The sequence below is a fragment of the Streptomyces sp. NPDC001204 genome (assembly GCF_053598035.1).
On sequence record NZ_JBSFJL010000001.1, the window covers coordinates 464,268 to 480,233 of the forward strand.

Consider the following 15,966-nt stretch of genomic DNA (forward strand, 5'->3'; position numbering starts at 1 on the left):
TGTCACCCTGCGGACCCGTCGCACCGGTCGCACCGGTCGCACCGATGTCACCCTGCGGACCCGTCGCACCGGTCGCACCGATGTCACCCTGCGGACCGGTGGCACCCGTGACGCCCTGCGGACCCGTAGCACCCGTGACGCCCTGCGGACCCGTAGCACCCGTGACGCCCTGCGGACCCGTAGCACCCGTGACGCCCTGGTAGCCCTGCGGACCCTGGGGGCCCCGGCCGTTACCGACAGGACCCTGCGGACCCCGTGGACCGTGGTCGCCCTTGTCGCCCCTGTCGCCCTTGTCGCCCTTCGGGCCCTGCTTGCCTTCCTTGCCCTGCGGGCCCTGCGGACCTCGCTTGCCTCGCGGGCCCTGCGGACCGCGGTCGTGGTGGTGGCCCCGGTCGGCCCATGGGTCGCTGGAACCGGAGGTCACCGCCGCACTGCGATCACCGGACCTCTCGATCGCGTTGGCGATGGCAGCCGTGCTCGGGGCAACGTTGAGCGCCACGGCGAGCGCGCTCGCCGATACCAGCGTGGCCGACCTCAAGCGTGAACTTCGGATCGTTCTACGGTTCAAGAGAACCTTCCTCAGGAACTGGGAGGGATCAAGCCGCAAGCGCGCGCACTCGGGTGCGCTTCGTTCGCATGCGTGTCACGTGCCCTTGGCCACGGACGAAGACATTCTTTACTCGCGGTGATGGATAATTTGCGGAGCAAACACAGAGCGTGGTCAAGGATCACCCGAGCAGCCTCAATGCAATCCGGATTCCTCCGTATCGATTCCCGGACGCAACTTTCACGCGAGCCTGAATTCCGTCGGACGCGTCCGCCTCAGACACCGCTCGGAAGATCTCCGCGATAGACGGCGCACTCCTCGAAGGAAGGCAGCAGCCCCTGCCGCTCGGCCTCCTCCAGCGTGGGCGCCGCGGCATCCTTTTCGGAGAGGAGTGGCGCGAGGTCGCCGGGCCAGGAAATGGCAAGCCGTGGGTCGAGTGGGTTGATCCCGTGTTCGCGTTGTGGCGCGTATCCCTCCGAACACAGATATACGACCGTGGAGTTGTCCTCCAGCGCCATGAAGGCGTGACCGAGGCCTTCCGAGAGGTACACGCAGTGGTGCGTGGCGTCGTCGAGCCGAATCGCCTCCCATTCGCCGAAAGTCGGGGAACCGGTACGGATGTCGACCACCACGTCGAGAATCGCGCCTCCGACACAGGTGACGTACTTGGCCTGCCCGGGCGGGACCGAGGCGAAATGGATGCCGCGGAGAGTTCCGCGAACGGAACGCGAACAGTTGGCCTGGGCGAGCCGGAGTCCCTGGCCGGTGGAATCCTGGAACCTCTCGTCCTTGAACCACTCGTGGAATCGCCCTCTGCCGTCCGTGAAAACCTGGGGCGTGTCCACCCAGGCCCCTTCGATGCGAAGCGGTCTCACGCGCACAACTCCTTTCCTACGCGGCCGTCACGCGGGCACGCCCGGCCCGGTGCGCAGCGGTTCTTGCCGGCGCGATCCGCTGCCCGGCTGGGGCATGACGACGGAACGGGGGTCCTCCAACAGACCCAGCAGATAGTGGCCGTATCCGCTCTTGAGCAGCGGCTGGGCCAGTTCGCGGAGCCGGGCGTCGTCGATCAGGCCGGCCCGCCAGGCCGCCTCCTCAACACAGCCGATCTTGAAGCCCTGGCGTTCCTCGACCACTCGGACGTACTCCGAGGCCTGGACCATGGAGGCGAAGGTCCCCGTGTCCAGCCACGCGGTGCCCCGGTCCAGCCGGACGACGTGCAGACTCCCGAACTCCAGATAGGCGCGGTTGAGGTCGGTGATCTCCAACTCGCCCCGGGCGCTGGGCCGCAGACTCCGGGCGATATCGACGACCTGATTGTCGTAGAAGTACAGTCCGGGCACGGCGTACCGGGACCTGGGCCGGGCCGGTTTCTCCTCGATGGACAGCGCCCGGCCCAGTTCGTCGAACTCCACGACGCCGTAGGCCGAGGGGTTGGCCACCAGGTAGGCGAAGACCCTGCCGCCCTTCACGTCCGCGTTGCGGGCCAGCCGGGTGCCGAGGCCGCTGCCGTGGAAGATGTTGTCGCCCAGGATCAGGGAAACCGGCTCGTCGCCGATGAAGTCGGCCCCCAGCAGGAAGGCCTGGGCGATTCCCTCCGGGCGTTCCTGCGCCATGTAATTGAATCGCAGGCCGAGTTGACTTCCGTCGCCGAGCAACCGGTGGAACTGCTGCCGGTCTTCCGGGGTGGTGATGATCAGAATCTCCCGGATTCCGGCCATCACCAGTGTGGAAAGCGGGTAATAGACCATGGGTTTGTCGAAGACCGGCAGCAGCTGCTTCGACACCGTGCGGGTCAACGGCCACAGTCGCGAGCCGGTGCCCCCGGCCAACAGGATTCCGCGCATGGCATCACCATAGGTGAATTGCCCCTGAATGCGGCTTTTTGGGTGCGGCTTGCCGTGCCCGCGCCGGGCATGCCCGCGCACCGCCGCGCGAACAGGCCCGATCGCCGCGGGTACACGCGCGCACGCCGAAGAGGCCGGGTGCGCACGCCGTTGTGCGCACCCGGCCTCTCGGGGGTGTCGCCGCGGCCGGCCGGGCGACGTTGCGGGTCAGGGCAGGTCGGTCAGCCGGCCGCGAAGCTCAGGAGGGGCGAGAACCGCGTCAGCCCAGGCGCTCGACGAGCGAGTGGTACTGGTCCCACAGCTCCTTGGGCGTGTGGTCGCCGAAGGTGTTCAGGTGCTCGGGGACCAGTCCGGCCTCCTCCCGCCACACGTCCTTGTCGACCGTGAGCAGGAATTCCAGGTCGGACTCGGACAGTTCGAGGCCGTCCGTGTCCAGGGCCGCCTTGGTCGGCAGGACGCCGATCGGGGTCTCGACGCCCTCGGCCCTGCCGTCCAGGCGCTCCACGATCCACTTCAGGACACGGCTGTTCTCGCCGAAGCCGGGCCAGACGAACTTGCCCTCGTCGTTCTTGCGGAACCAGTTGACGTAGTAGATCTTCGGCAGCTTGGACTGGTCGCCGTCACGCTGCTCGGCGGCCTTGCCGACCTTTATCCAGTGGCCCATGTAGTCGCCCATGTTGTAGCCGCAGAACGGCAGCATGGCGAACGGGTCGCGGCGCAGCTCGCCGACCTTGCCCTCGGCGGCGGCCGTCTTCTCGGAGGCGACGTTGGCGCCGAGGAAGACGCCGTGGTTCCAGTCGAAGGACTCCGTCACCAGCGGCACCGCGGAGGCGCGGCGGCCGCCGAAGAGGATCGCCGAGATCGGCACGCCCTTGGGGTCCTCCCACTCCGGGGCGATGATCGGGCACTGCGCGGCGGGCGTGGTGAAGCGGGCGTTGGGGTGGGCGGCGGGCGTCTCGGACGCGGGGGTCCAGGAGTTGCCCTTCCAGTCGGTGAGGTGCGCCGGGGTCTCCTCCGTCATGCCCTCCCACCACACGTCGCCGTCGTCGGTGAGGGCGACGTTGGTGAAGACCGAGTTGCCCCACAGCGTCTTCATGGCGTTGGCGTTGGTGTGCTCGCCGGTGCCGGGCGCGACGCCGAAGAAGCCGGCCTCGGGGTTGATCGCGTACAGCCGGCCGTCCTCGCCGAACCGCATCCACGCGATGTCGTCACCGATGGTCTCGACGGTCCAGCCGGAGATCGTCGGCTCCAGCATGGCGAGGTTGGTCTTGCCGCAGGCGCTCGGGAAGGCGGCGGCGACGTACTTGGCCTCACCGGTGGGCGGCGTGAGCTTGAGGATCAGCATGTGCTCGGCCAGCCAGCCCTCGTCGCGCGCCATGACGGAGGCGATGCGCAGGGCGTAGCACTTCTTGCCGAGCAGCGCGTTGCCACCGTAGCCGGAGCCGTAGGACCAGATCTCGCGGGTCTCCGGGAAGTGCGAGATGTACTTGGTGGAGTTGCACGGCCACGGAACGTCCTCCTGGCCCGGCTCCAGCGGGGCGCCCAGGGTGTGGACGGCCTTGACGAAGAAGCCGTCGTCGCCGAGCTCGTCCAGCACCGGCTGCCCCATGCGGGTCATGGTGCGCATGGACACCGCGACATAGGCGGAGTCGGTGATCTCGACGCCGATCGCGGACAGCGGCGAGCCCAGCGGGCCCATGCAGAACGGGACGACGTACATCGTCCGGCCCTTCATCGAGCCGCGGAAGACCCCTCCCTCGCCTTCCGCCCCCTGGAAGATCTCCCGCATCTCGGCGGGCGCCTTCCAGTGGTTGGTCGGACCCGCGTCCTCCTCCTTCTCGGAACAGATGAACGTCCGGTCCTCCACGCGGGCCACGTCGGACGGGTCCGATGCCGCGTAGTAGGAGTTGGGGCGCTTGATCGGGTCGAGTTTCCGGAAGGTGCCCTTCTGGACGAGCTCCTCGCACAGTCGCTCGTACTCGGCCTCGGATCCGTCACACCAGACCACGCTGTCCGGCTGCGTCAGTTCGGCGATCTCATTGACCCACGAGATCAGTTCCTTGTGGTGGGTGGGGATGACGGGGGGAGCCGCGATGTCGCGCGCCACGATCGCTCCTAAATGAGGGGTTTTTGTCTTGTCGCCCCGTGGGGGCTGCGACCCGGATGCTTCGTAGCCGCTCATCCGGTGCCGACCGCACTCATTTGATCATCCGACGAGAGCGCCCATCTGTCCAGGGGGCGTCACAGGTGAGCGACGTGAGTAATGCCACGATTCCCGCGATTCTTTGCGTCCACGTTGGATTCGACTGAAGGTCTTTTTGCGTTCGACCCGTTCGCCGGTGCTCACCGTCCGGCACTGATACGCGACTTACCGTGCCGTAGGTACGATGCGCGCATGACTGCGTCCGCCTCCGACGCGCCCCTGGACACGCCGGTCGCCGGCCGTGATCCCGTCGCGCCCTCCCTGCCGCACCAGGTCAAGCCGAAGCTGCGCGGCTGGCTGCATCTCGGCATGTTCCCGGCCGTACTGGTCGCGGGGCTCGCACTCACCGCGCTGGCAGGCTCCACCCGCGGACGCATCGCCTGCGGGATCTACGTCCTCACCGCCTGCCTCCTCTTCGGCGTCAGCGCGCTGTACCACCGGGGCAACTGGGGACCGCGCATGGGCGGCGTGCTGCGCAGGCTCGACCACGCGAACATCTTCCTGATCATCGCGGGCACGTACACACCGCTCACCCTGCTGCTCCTGCCCGGCACCAAGGGGCAGTGGCTGCTGTGGGGCATATGGGGCGCGGCCGCCGCCGGCATCGCCTTCCGCGTCTTCTGGGTCGGCGCCCCGCGCTGGCTCTACACCCCCTGCTACATCGCGATGGGCTGGGCGGCCGTCTTCTTCCTGCCGGACTTCCTGCGCACCGGCGGCATCGCCGTCCTGGTCCTGGTCGTCGTCGGCGGGCTCCTCTACAGCGCGGGCGGCGTCGTCTACGGCATCAAGCGGCCGAACCCGTCACCGCGCTGGTTCGGCTTCCACGAGGTCTTCCACTCCTTCACGCTGGCCGCCTTCGTGGTGCACTACGTGGGCATCTCGCTGGTGGCCTACCAGCACGCGTAACGCGCAACCCCCTCCCCCACCCGGCCACGGCTCACACGAGCCGTGGCCTTTTCCGTGCGCCCGGAGGTCCGGAAAAGAACAAGTTCGACAGTCGACACCGATTGACAGAGCCTAGTTTTTGAGAGCTACTGTCATTTCATGGCTACTCTCACCCACGCCGAAGACGTGCGGCGTGATCCCCGCCGCTGGTGGGCCCTCGCGGCCCTGGTCGCGAGCATGCTGGTGCTCGGCTTCGACATGACGATCCTGAACGTCGCCCTGCCGACCATGGCCAGGGAACTCGGCGCCTCGACCGGGCAACAGCAGTGGATGGCGGACGCGTACGTCGTCGTCTTCGCCGCGCTGATGCTCCCCGCCGGACTCCTCGGCGACCGGTTCGGACGGCGGCTGATGCTGATCGCCGGGCTCGCGGTCTTCCTCGCCGGTTCCGTGGTGGGCGCCCTGACCGGCGACGTCGGCGGGGTGATCGCCGCCCGCGCGGTCATGGGCGTCGGCGCGGCACTCGTCATGCCGCTGGCCCTGTCCGTGCTGCCCTCGCTGTTCGGGCCCGAGGAACGCGCGAAGGCCGTCGGCGTCATCTCGGCCGCCTCGGCGCTCGGCCTGCCGCTCGGCCCGATCATCGGCGGCTGGCTGCTGAACCACTTCTGGTGGGGCTCGGTCTTCCTCATCAACGTGCCCATGGCCAGCCTCGGCGTCGCGGCCTGCCTCCTGCTCCTCCCCGAGACCCGCGATCCGGCCTCCCCGAAGATCGGCGCGCTGTCCACGGCGTGCACCGCCACCGGTCTCGGCGCGCTCGTCTACGCGATCATCGAGGCGCCCGACCGCGGCTGGGGCGACCCGCTGGTGCTCGCCGCGTTCACGGCGGCCGCCGCCCTCCTGGCCGGGCTCGTGCTGCGCGAGCGCCGCGAGGCGCGGCCCATGCTCGACATGACGCTGCTCGCCCGGCGCGGCTTCCTGTTCAACGTGATCGCCGCGACCCTGGTGATGTTCGTGCTGAGCGGCCTGATGTTCGTGCTGCCGCCCTACCTCCAGGCCGTGCTCGGCCACGACGCGCTCGGCACCGGGGTGCGGCTGCTGCCCATGATGGGCGGGCTGCTGGTCGCCGCGAAGGGCGCGCAGCCGGTCGTCGCCCGGTTCGGACCGCGAGCCGTGGTCGCCGCGGGACTGGTGGTGCTCGCCTTCGCCGCGCTGCTGGGCAGCCGTACGACCGTGGAGTCCGGCTACGGCTTCACCGCGCTGTGGCTGTCGATCGCCGGTGTCGGCTTCGGTTTCTCCGTCGTCCCGGCCATGGACGGGGCGCTGGCCGCCCTGCCCGCCGACCGGGCGGGCAGCGGATCCGGACTCCTGATGACGCTGCGCCAGGTCGGCGGCGCGGTCGGCATCGCCCTGCTCGGCAGCCTCCTGGCGAGCGCCTTCCGGCACCGGCTCGACGTCACCGGGCTGCCGGCCGAGACCGCGCACACGGCCGGGCAGTCGGTGGTCGCGGCCCACCTCGTCGCCGAGAGGACGGGCTCGGCGCACCTGGCGGCCTCCGCGAACGCGGCGTACGTGCACGGCATGGGCCTGGTGCTGCTGGTGGGCGGGATCGCCTCGGTGGTGGCGGCGCTGCTGGCGGCCGCGTTCCTGCCGGGCGGCGCCCAGGGCGCCGTACGGGCCGATCCGGAGGAGGACCCGGCCATGGCCCACCCCTGACCTGATGCCGGACAATGACCTTCATGACGGCCGCACGTACCACGACCCCCGCCGACCGCCCCCCGATGGGACTGAGGGAGCGCAAGAAGCTCAAGACCCGGCAGGCGATCCGTACGGCGACGTACGCGCTGATCGAGGAGCAGGGGTACGACGCCACGACGATCGAGCAGATCGCCGACCGCGCCGAGGTGTCGCCGTCGACCGTCTTCCGTTACTTCCCGACCAAGGAGGACATCGTCCTCACGGACGAGTACGACGAGATCATGCTGGAGGAGCTGCGGGCCCGGCCCGTCGACGAGCCGTGGATGGACTCCCTCCGGCACGTGATGCACAAGGCCCTTGCGCTGGGAATGACCGAAGAGCCCGAAGTGTCCCGGCTGCGCGCCCGGCTGGGCGTCGAGGTTCCCGCGGTCCGCGCCCGGATGATGGAGAGCATGTCGGAAGCCGGCCTGCTCATCCGCCAGGCCATCGCGGCCCGCACCGGCCTGGACCAGGACAGCCTGGAGGTGCGTGTCTTCGCCATGTCCCTCATGGGCGGCCTGATGGAGGTCTCCCTGTACTGGGCCGAGAACGGATGCAAGGGGGAACTGAGCGACCTCATGGACCAGGCCATCGACGTCCTGGAACACGGCCTCCCCACCAAAAATCCGTGAGCCCGCGGCCCCTCGTCCGTGCCATCCTGACCGGGTGAACGGTCCCGAGATCCACGTCGGGTTCGCCCCCGGCCTGCACCTGTTCGTCCCGCACGCCCGGCGCCGCGGCGCCACCGCGGTCGTCACGGACGGCGTCTCGACGCTCGGCCACGTCGTGGAGTCCCTGGGCGTGCCGCTCACCGAGGTCGGCGCGCTGGTGGTGGACGGCCGTGAGGTGCCGGTGTCGCATGTACCGCGGGCGGACGAGACCGTCCAGGTGCGCGCCGTCGCCCGGCCCCAGCAGGTCCCCGGCGCTCCCCTGCGCTTCCTCCTGGACGTGCACCTGGGCACCCTCGCCCGCCGGCTGCGCCTGCTGGGCGTCGACACCGCCTACGAGTCCACCGACATCGGCGACCCCGCGCTCGCCGCCCGCTCGGCCGCGGAGAAGCGGGTCATGCTCAGCCGCGACCGTGGCCTGCTGCGCCGCCGTGAACTGTGGGCGGGCGCCTACGTCTACAGCACCCGCCCCGACGACCAGCTCCACGACGTCCTGGACCGCTTCCGCCCCGAGCTGCGCCCCTGGACCCGCTGCACCGCCTGCAACGGCCTGCTGCGGGACGCCACGAAGGACGAGGTGGCCGACCAGATCGAGCACGGCACTCATCGCACGTACGACGTCTTCGCCCGCTGCGGCGACTGCGGCCGCGCCTACTGGAAGGGCGCCCACCACGACCAGTTGGAGGCCATCGTGGAACGCGCCCTGGCCGGGTACGCCGAACGGAGCTGACGTCCGGCCGGCTTCCGGCTGACGTCCGGGGCCCGTCCCGGGGCCGGTGTCCGGGCCCGGCTCAGCCGCCCAGTGCGGTGCGCAGGCGGTCCGGGTCGGTCGTGGGGGCGTCGCAGGTGAAGTTGCGGCAGACGTAGGCGGTCGGCTCGCCGTGGGCGAGGGGGCGGTCGGCGAGCAGCGGGAACTCCTCGCTCTCCGGGGTGCCGTACGCGACGACCGCGCCGGGGGCGGTGCCCAGAAGTGCCGTACGGTGCAGGGCCTTTGCCGCCTTGTCGTCGAGGGACGGGCCGACGACCGCGACCTCGCGCGGACCGTCCAGCAGGGCCTCGGCGACGGCGAGGCCCCAGCCGATGAAGCGCGGAACGCGCGGGCCGAGCGCGCTCACCACGCCCAACGCCCGCTCGGCGGCGGTGCGGTGGACCTCGGAACCCGTGTGGGCGGCGTAGCCGAGCAGGGCGCCGGCGGCCGCCGACCAGCCTGAGGGGGTGGCGTTGTCGGTGGGGTCCTGCGGCCGGCGGATCAACTCCTCGGCGTCGGCGGCCGTGTCGTACAGGGCACCCGACTCCGGGTCGGTGAACCGGGTCAGCACATGCCCGAGGAGCAGCCCGGCGAACTCCAGCCAGACACCCTCGCCGGTCACGGAGGCGAGGGCGAGGAAGCCCTCGGCGACGTCGGCGTAGTCCTCCAGCACCCCGGCGTTGGCTCCGGCCCGGCCGTCCTTGCTGGTACGGCGCAGCCCCGCGTGCTCGTCCATGTGCAGCCGGACCAGGAGGTCGGCGGCGCCGACCGCGGCCTCGACCAGGTCCGGGCGGTCGAAGTAGGCGCCGGTCTCGGCGAGGGCGGCGATCGCCAGCCCGTTCCAGGCGGCGACGACCTTGTCGTCCCGGCCGGGCGCCGGACGCTCGGCCCGCTTCGCCAGCAGCCGGCGACGGACGGACTCGACCCGGTCGGCGTCGAAAACGCCTTCCTGCACGGGGAGTTGCAGAACGGAGGAGCCGTGTTCGAAGGTCCCCTCCTCGGTCACGCCGAAACAGCGGGCGGCGAGTTCGGCGTCCTCGGCGCCCAGGGCCTCGTGCAGTTGGGCGGGAGTCCAGACGTAGTAGGCGCCCTCCACGTGCCGGCCCCTGCCGTCGTCGCTGTCGGCGTCCAGGGCCGAGGCGAACCCGCCTTCGGCGGTGCGCAGTTCGCGCACCATGAAGTCGGCGGTCGCGAGGGCGACCCGGCGGGCGAAATCGGAGCCGGTGGCCCGCCACAGGTGGGCGTAGCCCCGGCACAGCAGGGCGTTGTCGTACAGCATCTTCTCGAAGTGCGGCACCACCCAGTCGCGGTCGACGGAGTACCGGGCGAAGCCGCCGCCGAGCTGGTCGTGGATGCCGCCGCGGGCCATCCGCTCGCAGGTGTCCGCCGCCATCTGGAGGGCGCCCTCGGAGCCAGTGCGGGCGTGGTGGCGCAGCAGGAACTCGATCACCATCGACGGCGGGAACTTCGGCGCCCCGCCGAACCCGCCGCGACTCGCGTCGTACTCCCGGGTCAGCGCGAGCAGCGCCTGCGCGAGTTCCTCCTCGCCGGGCGGCCGCGCGGAGCCGTAGTCGATCTCCCGCTGCGCGAGGTCCCGCACGATCTTCGCGGCGACGTCGGCGACTTCCTCCCGCCGGGTCCGCCAGGCCTGCCGCACCCCTTCGAGGACCTGCCCGAAGGAGGGCATGCCGTGCCGGGGCTCGGGCGGGAAGTAGGTGCCGAAGTAGAACGGCTCGGCGTCGGGCGTGAGGAAGACGGTCATCGGCCAGCCGCCCTGCCCGGTGGCCGCCTGCACGGCCTCCATGTACACGGCGTCGACGTCGGGGCGCTCCTCGCGGTCCACCTTGACGCTGACGAAGTGCTCGCCGAGGAAGGCGGCGGTGGCCGGGTCCTCGAAGGACTCGTGCGCCATGACGTGGCACCAGTGGCAGCTGCTGTACCCGACGCTCAGCAGCACGGGGACATCGCGCCGCCGGGCCTCCTCGAAGGCCTCCGCCGACCACGGCCACCAGTCGACCGGGTTGTCGGCGTGCTGGAGCAGGTACGGGGACGTCTCGTGGGCCAGTCGGTTCGGCATACCCTCCATCCTGCCTCACCCGGCCCCGCCGGACGCGGAAGGTGATCGTCCTGCGACTCCCCGTGTGGTCCCGCCCCTTTCTCCGGGCGGTCGGCACCCCGCCGGGGCCATCGGTGATCGCCGCCCCCTCGCGCTCCCGGCCGACCCGAAGGACACTCGTAGGAAACGGAGTTGGCGCCGGAGGGGGACGGGACATGCGGGATGGCCATCGGGCGGACGCCGAGCGGCTGCTGACTCGGGCCGTGGAGGAGGAGGTTCGCCGCTCGGGCGGCCGGGTGGACGGAGGTCTGCTGCTGTCCCGGGCGCGCGGCGCGCTGGACACCATGGCCGGGACCGCGGCGGAGGAGTACGAGGCCTACACGCGGGCGCTGGACGAGTCGGCGGCCGGGCAGCTCACGTTCGCCCAGCGCTACGCGCGCGAGGGCGGCCGAACTCCCCTGCTCGTCGCGGGAGTCGCGGGGCTCGCCGCCATCGTGGCCGACCTGGCGCTGGGCACCGACGGCGGCACCGCCGTCGGCGCGGGCGTCACCGTCGGAGTGGTGGGCGCCGCCGCCACCGTCGTGAAGGTGACCGCCACCCATCTGCCCGCCGCCCACCGCCGGGCCGGGGCGGCCGGCCAGCCCGGCGGTCCGGAACAGCTGCGGTTGCAGTGGCTGACCGCGCTGGAGGTGCGCGGCATCCGCCCGTTCCTCGACCAGCAGCGCGTGCTGAGCGCGTCCACCACACCGAAGAAGGCGGCGCCAAGGCTGCGCGGCACGGACAAGAGCGCGGCGGCCCGCAGACGCACTGTCCTGGAGCAGTCGTTCGGCCAACTCCCCGATTCGGAGGACGTGTTCGCGGGGCGGCGGGAGGAGGTGGCACGGATCCGGCAGTGGGTGCAGGCGGCCCGCGCGTCCACCCAGACCCGGCCGACCGTCGTGGTCCTGCACGGAGCGCCGGGCTCCGGCCGCAGCACGCTGGCGGTGCGCGCGGCACACGATCTGAGAGACCAGTTCCGGGGCGCGGTCGTGGTCGATCTGCGCGGCGGCAGCCAGGAGGAGCCGCCGCTGCCCACCCGCGACGCCCTGCTGCACCTGCTGAACCGGCTCGGCGCGCCCCGCGAGCAACTGCTGTTCCGCGAACGCTCCTCCCCCGAGCAGCAGCTCAAACGGCTCGGCGAGCTGTACCACCAGCATCTGACGGGGCTGCCGGTCACGATCGTGCTGGACGACGCCTCGGACGCCGAGCAGGTCCGCGCCCTGGTGCCCGAGCGGTCCGACAGCCTGGTCCTGGTGACCGCCCGCGAGCCGCTCCGGCTGCCCGCCGACCTGCCGGCCTGGGTCCACCAGCTCCCCGTGCAGGCCCTGGACGCGGTCGGCGCGGAGGAACTGCTGACCGCCGCCGCACAGGACAGTTCGGGGCCCTACGACGCGGAATCCACCGACCGGATCGGGCGGTTGTGCGGCGGGCTGCCGCTGGCGCTGCGTATCGCGGGCTCCTGTCTCGGCCCGCGCTCACCGCGTCAACTGGCCACGGATCTGGGCGCGTACGGCCCGGTGGAACCGGTGGAACGGGCGCTGTGGCTGCGCTACACCGACCAGTCGGATCAGGCCCGCCGGCTGCTGAGGCGGCTCGCCCTGGCCGGACGCGCCTCGATGGGCGGCGCGGCGGCGGCCGCGCTGCTGGCCACGGACGAGACGGAGGCGAACCAGCACCTGGCGGCCCTCGCCCGGGCGGGCCTGATCGACCATGTGCGGGGCAACCGCTACCGGCTGCACGACCTGGTGCGGGCCTTCGCGCACGCACGTCTGCTGGACGAGGAGGACCCCGCCGAGCGGACGGCGGCGCAGGAGCGGCTGATCGAGAACTACGCCGAGCTGGCCGACTCGGTGCTGCGTCTGGTCGACGGGAACATGTCGACCCGCTCGGACCGCTTCAGCCCGCACGGCTTCACCTCCCTGGACGAGGCGCTGCGCTGGCTGGACGACGAGTCGAGCTTCATCACGGCGGCCCTCCGGCACGCGGAGGGCGTGAACCAGGGGGCCGTGCTGAACCTGCTCGGCGCCCTGTGCGACTACTGCCTGCTGCGCGGCGACCTGTACCGGCTGGGGGAGATCAGCGAGCTGACCCAGGCCGTCGACCAGGGGCTGCTGGTCCGGTCGGTGCAGTGGCGTACCGGTATCGCGGCCCGCCAGCTCGGCGAGCTGGACAAGGCGCGTACCACGCTGGCCTCGGTCGTCGACCTCTACCGGGAGGCCCACCACGACGCGGGCGCGGCCCGCGCGCTGAACTCGCTCGGCATCACGCTGCACCACCAGGGCAGCCTGACGGAGGCGGCGGCCCGGCTGCGGGAGGCCCTCGCCCTTCAGGCGGCGCCCGAGCTGGCGACCGACCGCGCCTGGACGATGCACGCGCTGGCGGCGGTGGAGCGGGACCGGGCGCACCTGGCCGAGGCGCTGGAGCTGCTGACCCAATCGCTGGTGCTGCACCGGGAGGGCGGGTCGGTGCACGGCGAGGCGTGGGCCCACTTCCAGCTGGGCCAGCTCGCGCTGCGCAGGGGTGACGTGGAGCGCGCCGAGGCGGATCTGCGCCGGGCGCTGGAACGCTACCGCCGCACCCAGGACGCCCGCGGCGAAGCCTGGGCGCTCACCCAGCTGGCCCGGGCCCGGCTGGTGGCCGGCGACACGGCCGAGGCGGTGGAGGAGCTGCGGCAGGCGGCGGCACGGCACCGGGACAACGAGGACGCGCGCGGCGAGGCGTGGACGCTGTACTACCTCGGTCAGGCGCTGGAGGAGACCGGCGGGCTCGACCAGGCGGTGCGCGAGCTGGAGCGCGCCCGCACCATGTTCTCCCGGATGCGGGACGTGTACGGGCTGGCCTGCGCCCGCCATCATTCGGCCCGGGTCACCCGGGACCAGCGGGCGGCGCAGACCGGGTCACTGCGCAACTCCGGTTTCGCCCGTCAGCTCCTGGTCGACGCCCGCGCCGACTTCCAGCGCATCGGCGTCGCGCACGGCGAGGCGTGGACGTGTCTGGAGCTGGCCGTCGTGGACGCCGGGAACGCGCGCACCCAGCAGGCGCTGTCCCTGTGCGACGAGGCGCTGGCCCTGTTCGCCTCCTACGGCGACCGCCGCGGTGAGGACTGGGCCCGGTTCCTGCGCTGCACCCTGCTGCCGTACGCGGCCCCCGGCGGTACGGAGGTCGGCACGGCGGTGGCCCAGGAGGAACTGGCCCAGCTCGTCCGCGGCGGCCATCCGCTGCGCGACGGGAAGCTGAACGACTACGTCGAGGCCTACCGGCTCCTCCTGGAGCGCGGCGTGAGCCTGGAGGCGGGCTGGCAGGCCTGGCGCCTGGGCATGGTGCCCGAGCGGCACGCGCGGGAGGTGATGGGGGTGGCGGTGCCGGACGGCGAGAGCTGAGAGCGGCACCGCCTGCCCGGGTGTCAGCCCCGCTCGGCCTTGACCTCGCCGGCGGCGGCACCGGGCCGCGCGGCGGGGTCCGGGGCCTCCTTGAAGTCGATCCTGCCCATGTGGCGGTTCATGGACTTCATCAGGCCCCACACCGCGAGGGCCATCACCGCGAAGACGACGAAGCCGAGGACGCCGGGAGTGACCTTGTTCTTGTCGAACTCGGCGAGGGTTACCAGGTGCGTCATTGCCAGGCTCACGCTTGCACTCATGTCAGGCATTGTCCCTCACGGCTGCCGGACGCCCGCAAAGAGGTCGTCCTCCGGGAGCGAGGTGTCGACGAGCGACTTCGCGAGCTCGTACTCCTCCGTCGGCCAGACCTCCTTCTGGACCTCCATCGGCACCCGGAACCAGCCGCCGTCGGGGTCGATCTGCGTGGCGTGGGCGATCAGCGCCTTGTCGCGGATCTCGAAGAAATCGGCGCAGGGGATGTGCGTGGTGAGCGTGCGCTCCTTGTGGCCCGAGTCCTCCCAGCGCTTGAGCCACTCGCCGTAGGGGGACTCCAGGCCGCGGTCCAGCAGGGCCTGGTGCAGCGCCTCGGTGCGCAGGCGGTTGAAGCCCTGGTTGTAGTACAGCTTCAGCGGCTGGTAGGCCGGGCCGTACTCCTCCTCCGGGTACTTCTCGGCGTCCGCGGCGCCCTCGAAGGCCACCATCGAGATCTTGTGGGTCATGATGTGGTCGGGGTGCGGGTAGCCGCCGTTCTCGTCGTAGGTGGTGATCACCTGGGGGCGGAAGGAGCGGATCCTGCGGACCAGCTCGCCGGCCGCCTTGTCGAGGTCCTCCAGGGCGAAACAGCCCTCGGGCAGCGGGGGCAGCGGGTCGCCCTCGGGGAGGCCGGAGTCGACGAAGCCGAGCCAGTCCTGGCTCACCCCGAGGATCTCGCGGGCCTCCTCCATCTCCTTGCGGCGCACCTCGTGGATGTTCTCCTCGATGTACTTGTCGCCCTGGAGCTTGGGGTTGAGGATGGAGCCGCGCTCTCCGCCCGTGCAGGTCACCACCAGCACGTCCACCCCCTCGGAAACGTACTTGGCCATGGTGGCCGCGCCCTTGCTCGACTCGTCGTCGGGGTGCGCGTGCACGGCCATCAGTCGCAGCTGGTCAGTCAAGGCTCAGTCCTCAGGTGAAGTCGGTGCCCGGTTCGGCGGGCAGTCAACGGGGTGCCGTCCCGCGATGAGATCGGTCCGGGGTGGCGGTCGGTCGGTCGGGCGGGGGCTTCTATAGTGACCGAATCGGGGGGCGAATAATTCCGGGGTCCGGCTCCGGGAGCCCCCTGCGGGACGCCCGTCCCGCACCGGCCGAGAGGACGATCATGAGCACGGCGAGCACCCGGCTGCCCGAGGGCCGCTACGGCCGCTCCCCGGACGAGCGCGCCGACCACAAGCTCAAAATCGCCGGTGCCGTCCTGAGCGCGGCCCTGCTGGCCCTGATCGGCTACTTCGCCTACCACTACGTCGGCCAGAACAAGATCAGCGCGCAGGTCGTCACCTTCCAGACGTCGAAGGACTCGGTGCAGATCCATCTGGAGGTCCACAAGGACGCCGACGTCCGCGGCTACTGCACGCTGCGCTCGCAGGCGGCCGACGGCTCCGAGGTCGGGCGGGCCGACTTCCGCTTCGACGAGCGCGCCTCGCAGGTCGACAAGGTGCTCACCCTGCGGACGACGGCCCGGGGCACGACGGCCGAGCTGCTGGGCTGCAGCACCGAGTGACGCGTCGGCGCCGACCGGAATACACGGCCGCTGACCTGCGTTGACATAGGTCTCACGGCTTATGTCCTCCCCCTTTGAGCCCTGAATTGTTAGGCTCGTGGTT

12 protein-coding genes and 1 pseudogene are annotated in these 15,966 nt (G+C 71.2%); 6 read left to right on the top strand and 7 right to left on the bottom strand.

The window, feature by feature from the left end:
- From ACWC91_RS02125 to ACWC91_RS02140, 4 genes and pseudogenes are all read right to left on the bottom strand, one after another.
- Positions 1-538 (bottom strand): annotated as a pseudogene (locus tag ACWC91_RS02125) (collagen-like protein); the annotation flags it as partial.
- A gap of 284 nt (positions 539-822) precedes the next feature.
- Positions 823-1,422, bottom strand: coding sequence for a dTDP-4-dehydrorhamnose 3,5-epimerase (gene rfbC / locus ACWC91_RS02130; protein ID WP_225078874.1), 600 nt, complete (start codon positions 1,420-1,422; stop codon positions 823-825).
- A gap of 27 nt (positions 1,423-1,449) precedes the next feature.
- Positions 1,450-2,394, bottom strand: a complete 945-nt coding sequence (rfbA, locus tag ACWC91_RS02135; protein WP_450644672.1) for a glucose-1-phosphate thymidylyltransferase RfbA — start codon at positions 2,392-2,394, stop codon at positions 1,450-1,452.
- Positions 2,395-2,653: 259 nt separating this feature from the next.
- Positions 2,654-4,501 (bottom strand): phosphoenolpyruvate carboxykinase (GTP), encoded by a 1,848-nt coding sequence (locus ACWC91_RS02140; protein ID WP_450641185.1) that lies wholly within the window; start codon positions 4,499-4,501, stop codon positions 2,654-2,656.
- Positions 4,502-4,789: 288 nt separating this feature from the next.
- Between ACWC91_RS02140 and trhA the strand changes: the two genes are divergently transcribed.
- The 4 genes from trhA to ACWC91_RS02160 all read left to right on the top strand — a co-directional run bounded on the left by trhA (position 4,790) and on the right by ACWC91_RS02160 (position 8,614).
- Positions 4,790-5,503 (top strand): PAQR family membrane homeostasis protein TrhA, encoded by a 714-nt coding sequence (gene trhA / locus ACWC91_RS02145; RefSeq protein WP_450641184.1) that lies wholly within the window; start codon positions 4,790-4,792, stop codon positions 5,501-5,503.
- A 138-nt stretch (positions 5,504-5,641) separates the two neighbouring features.
- On the top strand, positions 5,642-7,195 hold the full coding sequence (locus ACWC91_RS02150; RefSeq protein ID WP_450641183.1) for an MFS transporter: 1,554 nt from the start codon (positions 5,642-5,644) through the stop codon (positions 7,193-7,195).
- Between the two features lie 23 nt (positions 7,196-7,218).
- Positions 7,219-7,848, top strand: a complete 630-nt coding sequence (locus tag ACWC91_RS02155; protein WP_450641181.1) for a TetR/AcrR family transcriptional regulator — start codon at positions 7,219-7,221, stop codon at positions 7,846-7,848.
- A gap of 34 nt (positions 7,849-7,882) precedes the next feature.
- Positions 7,883-8,614, top strand: coding sequence for a Mut7-C RNAse domain-containing protein (locus ACWC91_RS02160; RefSeq protein ID WP_141358965.1), 732 nt, complete (start codon positions 7,883-7,885; stop codon positions 8,612-8,614).
- Positions 8,615-8,675: 61 nt separating this feature from the next.
- On the opposite strand, the gene ACWC91_RS02165 is transcribed toward ACWC91_RS02160, so the two are convergent.
- Complete coding sequence (locus tag ACWC91_RS02165; RefSeq protein WP_450641178.1) at positions 8,676-10,709, bottom strand: thioredoxin domain-containing protein; 2,034 nt, start codon at positions 10,707-10,709, stop codon at positions 8,676-8,678.
- A 194-nt stretch (positions 10,710-10,903) separates the two neighbouring features.
- On the opposite strand from ACWC91_RS02165, the gene ACWC91_RS02170 reads away from it, so the two are divergent.
- Positions 10,904-14,107: a tetratricopeptide repeat protein gene (locus ACWC91_RS02170; protein ID WP_225078881.1), complete on the top strand. Its 3,204-nt coding sequence runs from the start codon at positions 10,904-10,906 to the stop codon at positions 14,105-14,107.
- A 23-nt stretch (positions 14,108-14,130) separates the two neighbouring features.
- On the opposite strand, the gene ACWC91_RS02175 is transcribed toward ACWC91_RS02170, so the two are convergent.
- Both ACWC91_RS02175 and mca read right to left on the bottom strand, forming a co-directional pair.
- A complete protein-coding gene (locus ACWC91_RS02175; protein WP_281156664.1) occupies positions 14,131-14,376 on the bottom strand; it encodes a hypothetical protein in 246 nt (81 codons plus the stop codon).
- Positions 14,377-14,382: 6 nt separating this feature from the next.
- Positions 14,383-15,261 (bottom strand): mycothiol conjugate amidase Mca, encoded by an 879-nt coding sequence (mca, locus tag ACWC91_RS02180; protein ID WP_281156665.1) that lies wholly within the window; start codon positions 15,259-15,261, stop codon positions 14,383-14,385.
- Positions 15,262-15,464: 203 nt separating this feature from the next.
- On the opposite strand from mca, the gene ACWC91_RS02185 reads away from it, so the two are divergent.
- A complete protein-coding gene (locus ACWC91_RS02185; protein ID WP_450641175.1) occupies positions 15,465-15,863 on the top strand; it encodes a DUF4307 domain-containing protein in 399 nt (132 codons plus the stop codon).
- Positions 15,864-15,966 lie beyond the last annotated feature (103 nt).

Bases quoted from the DNA above. Each gene is read 5' to 3' on its own strand.
- ACWC91_RS02165 (WP_450641178.1), bottom strand. From the start codon at position 10,709: ATGCCGAACCGACTGGCCCACGAGACGTCCCCGTACCTGCTCCAGCAC.
- ACWC91_RS02170 (WP_225078881.1), top strand. From the start codon at position 10,904: ATGCGGGATGGCCATCGGGCGGACGCCGAGCGGCTGCTGACTCGGGCC.
- ACWC91_RS02185 (WP_450641175.1), top strand. From the start codon at position 15,465: ATGAGCACGGCGAGCACCCGGCTGCCCGAGGGCCGCTACGGCCGCTCC.
- rfbA (WP_450644672.1), bottom strand. From the start codon at position 2,394: ATGCGCGGAATCCTGTTGGCCGGGGGCACCGGCTCGCGACTGTGGCCG.
- ACWC91_RS02155 (WP_450641181.1), top strand. From the start codon at position 7,219: ATGACGGCCGCACGTACCACGACCCCCGCCGACCGCCCCCCGATGGGA.
- ACWC91_RS02150 (WP_450641183.1), top strand. From the start codon at position 5,642: ATGGCTACTCTCACCCACGCCGAAGACGTGCGGCGTGATCCCCGCCGC.
- ACWC91_RS02175 (WP_281156664.1), bottom strand. From the start codon at position 14,376: ATGCCTGACATGAGTGCAAGCGTGAGCCTGGCAATGACGCACCTGGTA.
- trhA (WP_450641184.1), top strand. From the start codon at position 4,790: ATGACTGCGTCCGCCTCCGACGCGCCCCTGGACACGCCGGTCGCCGGC.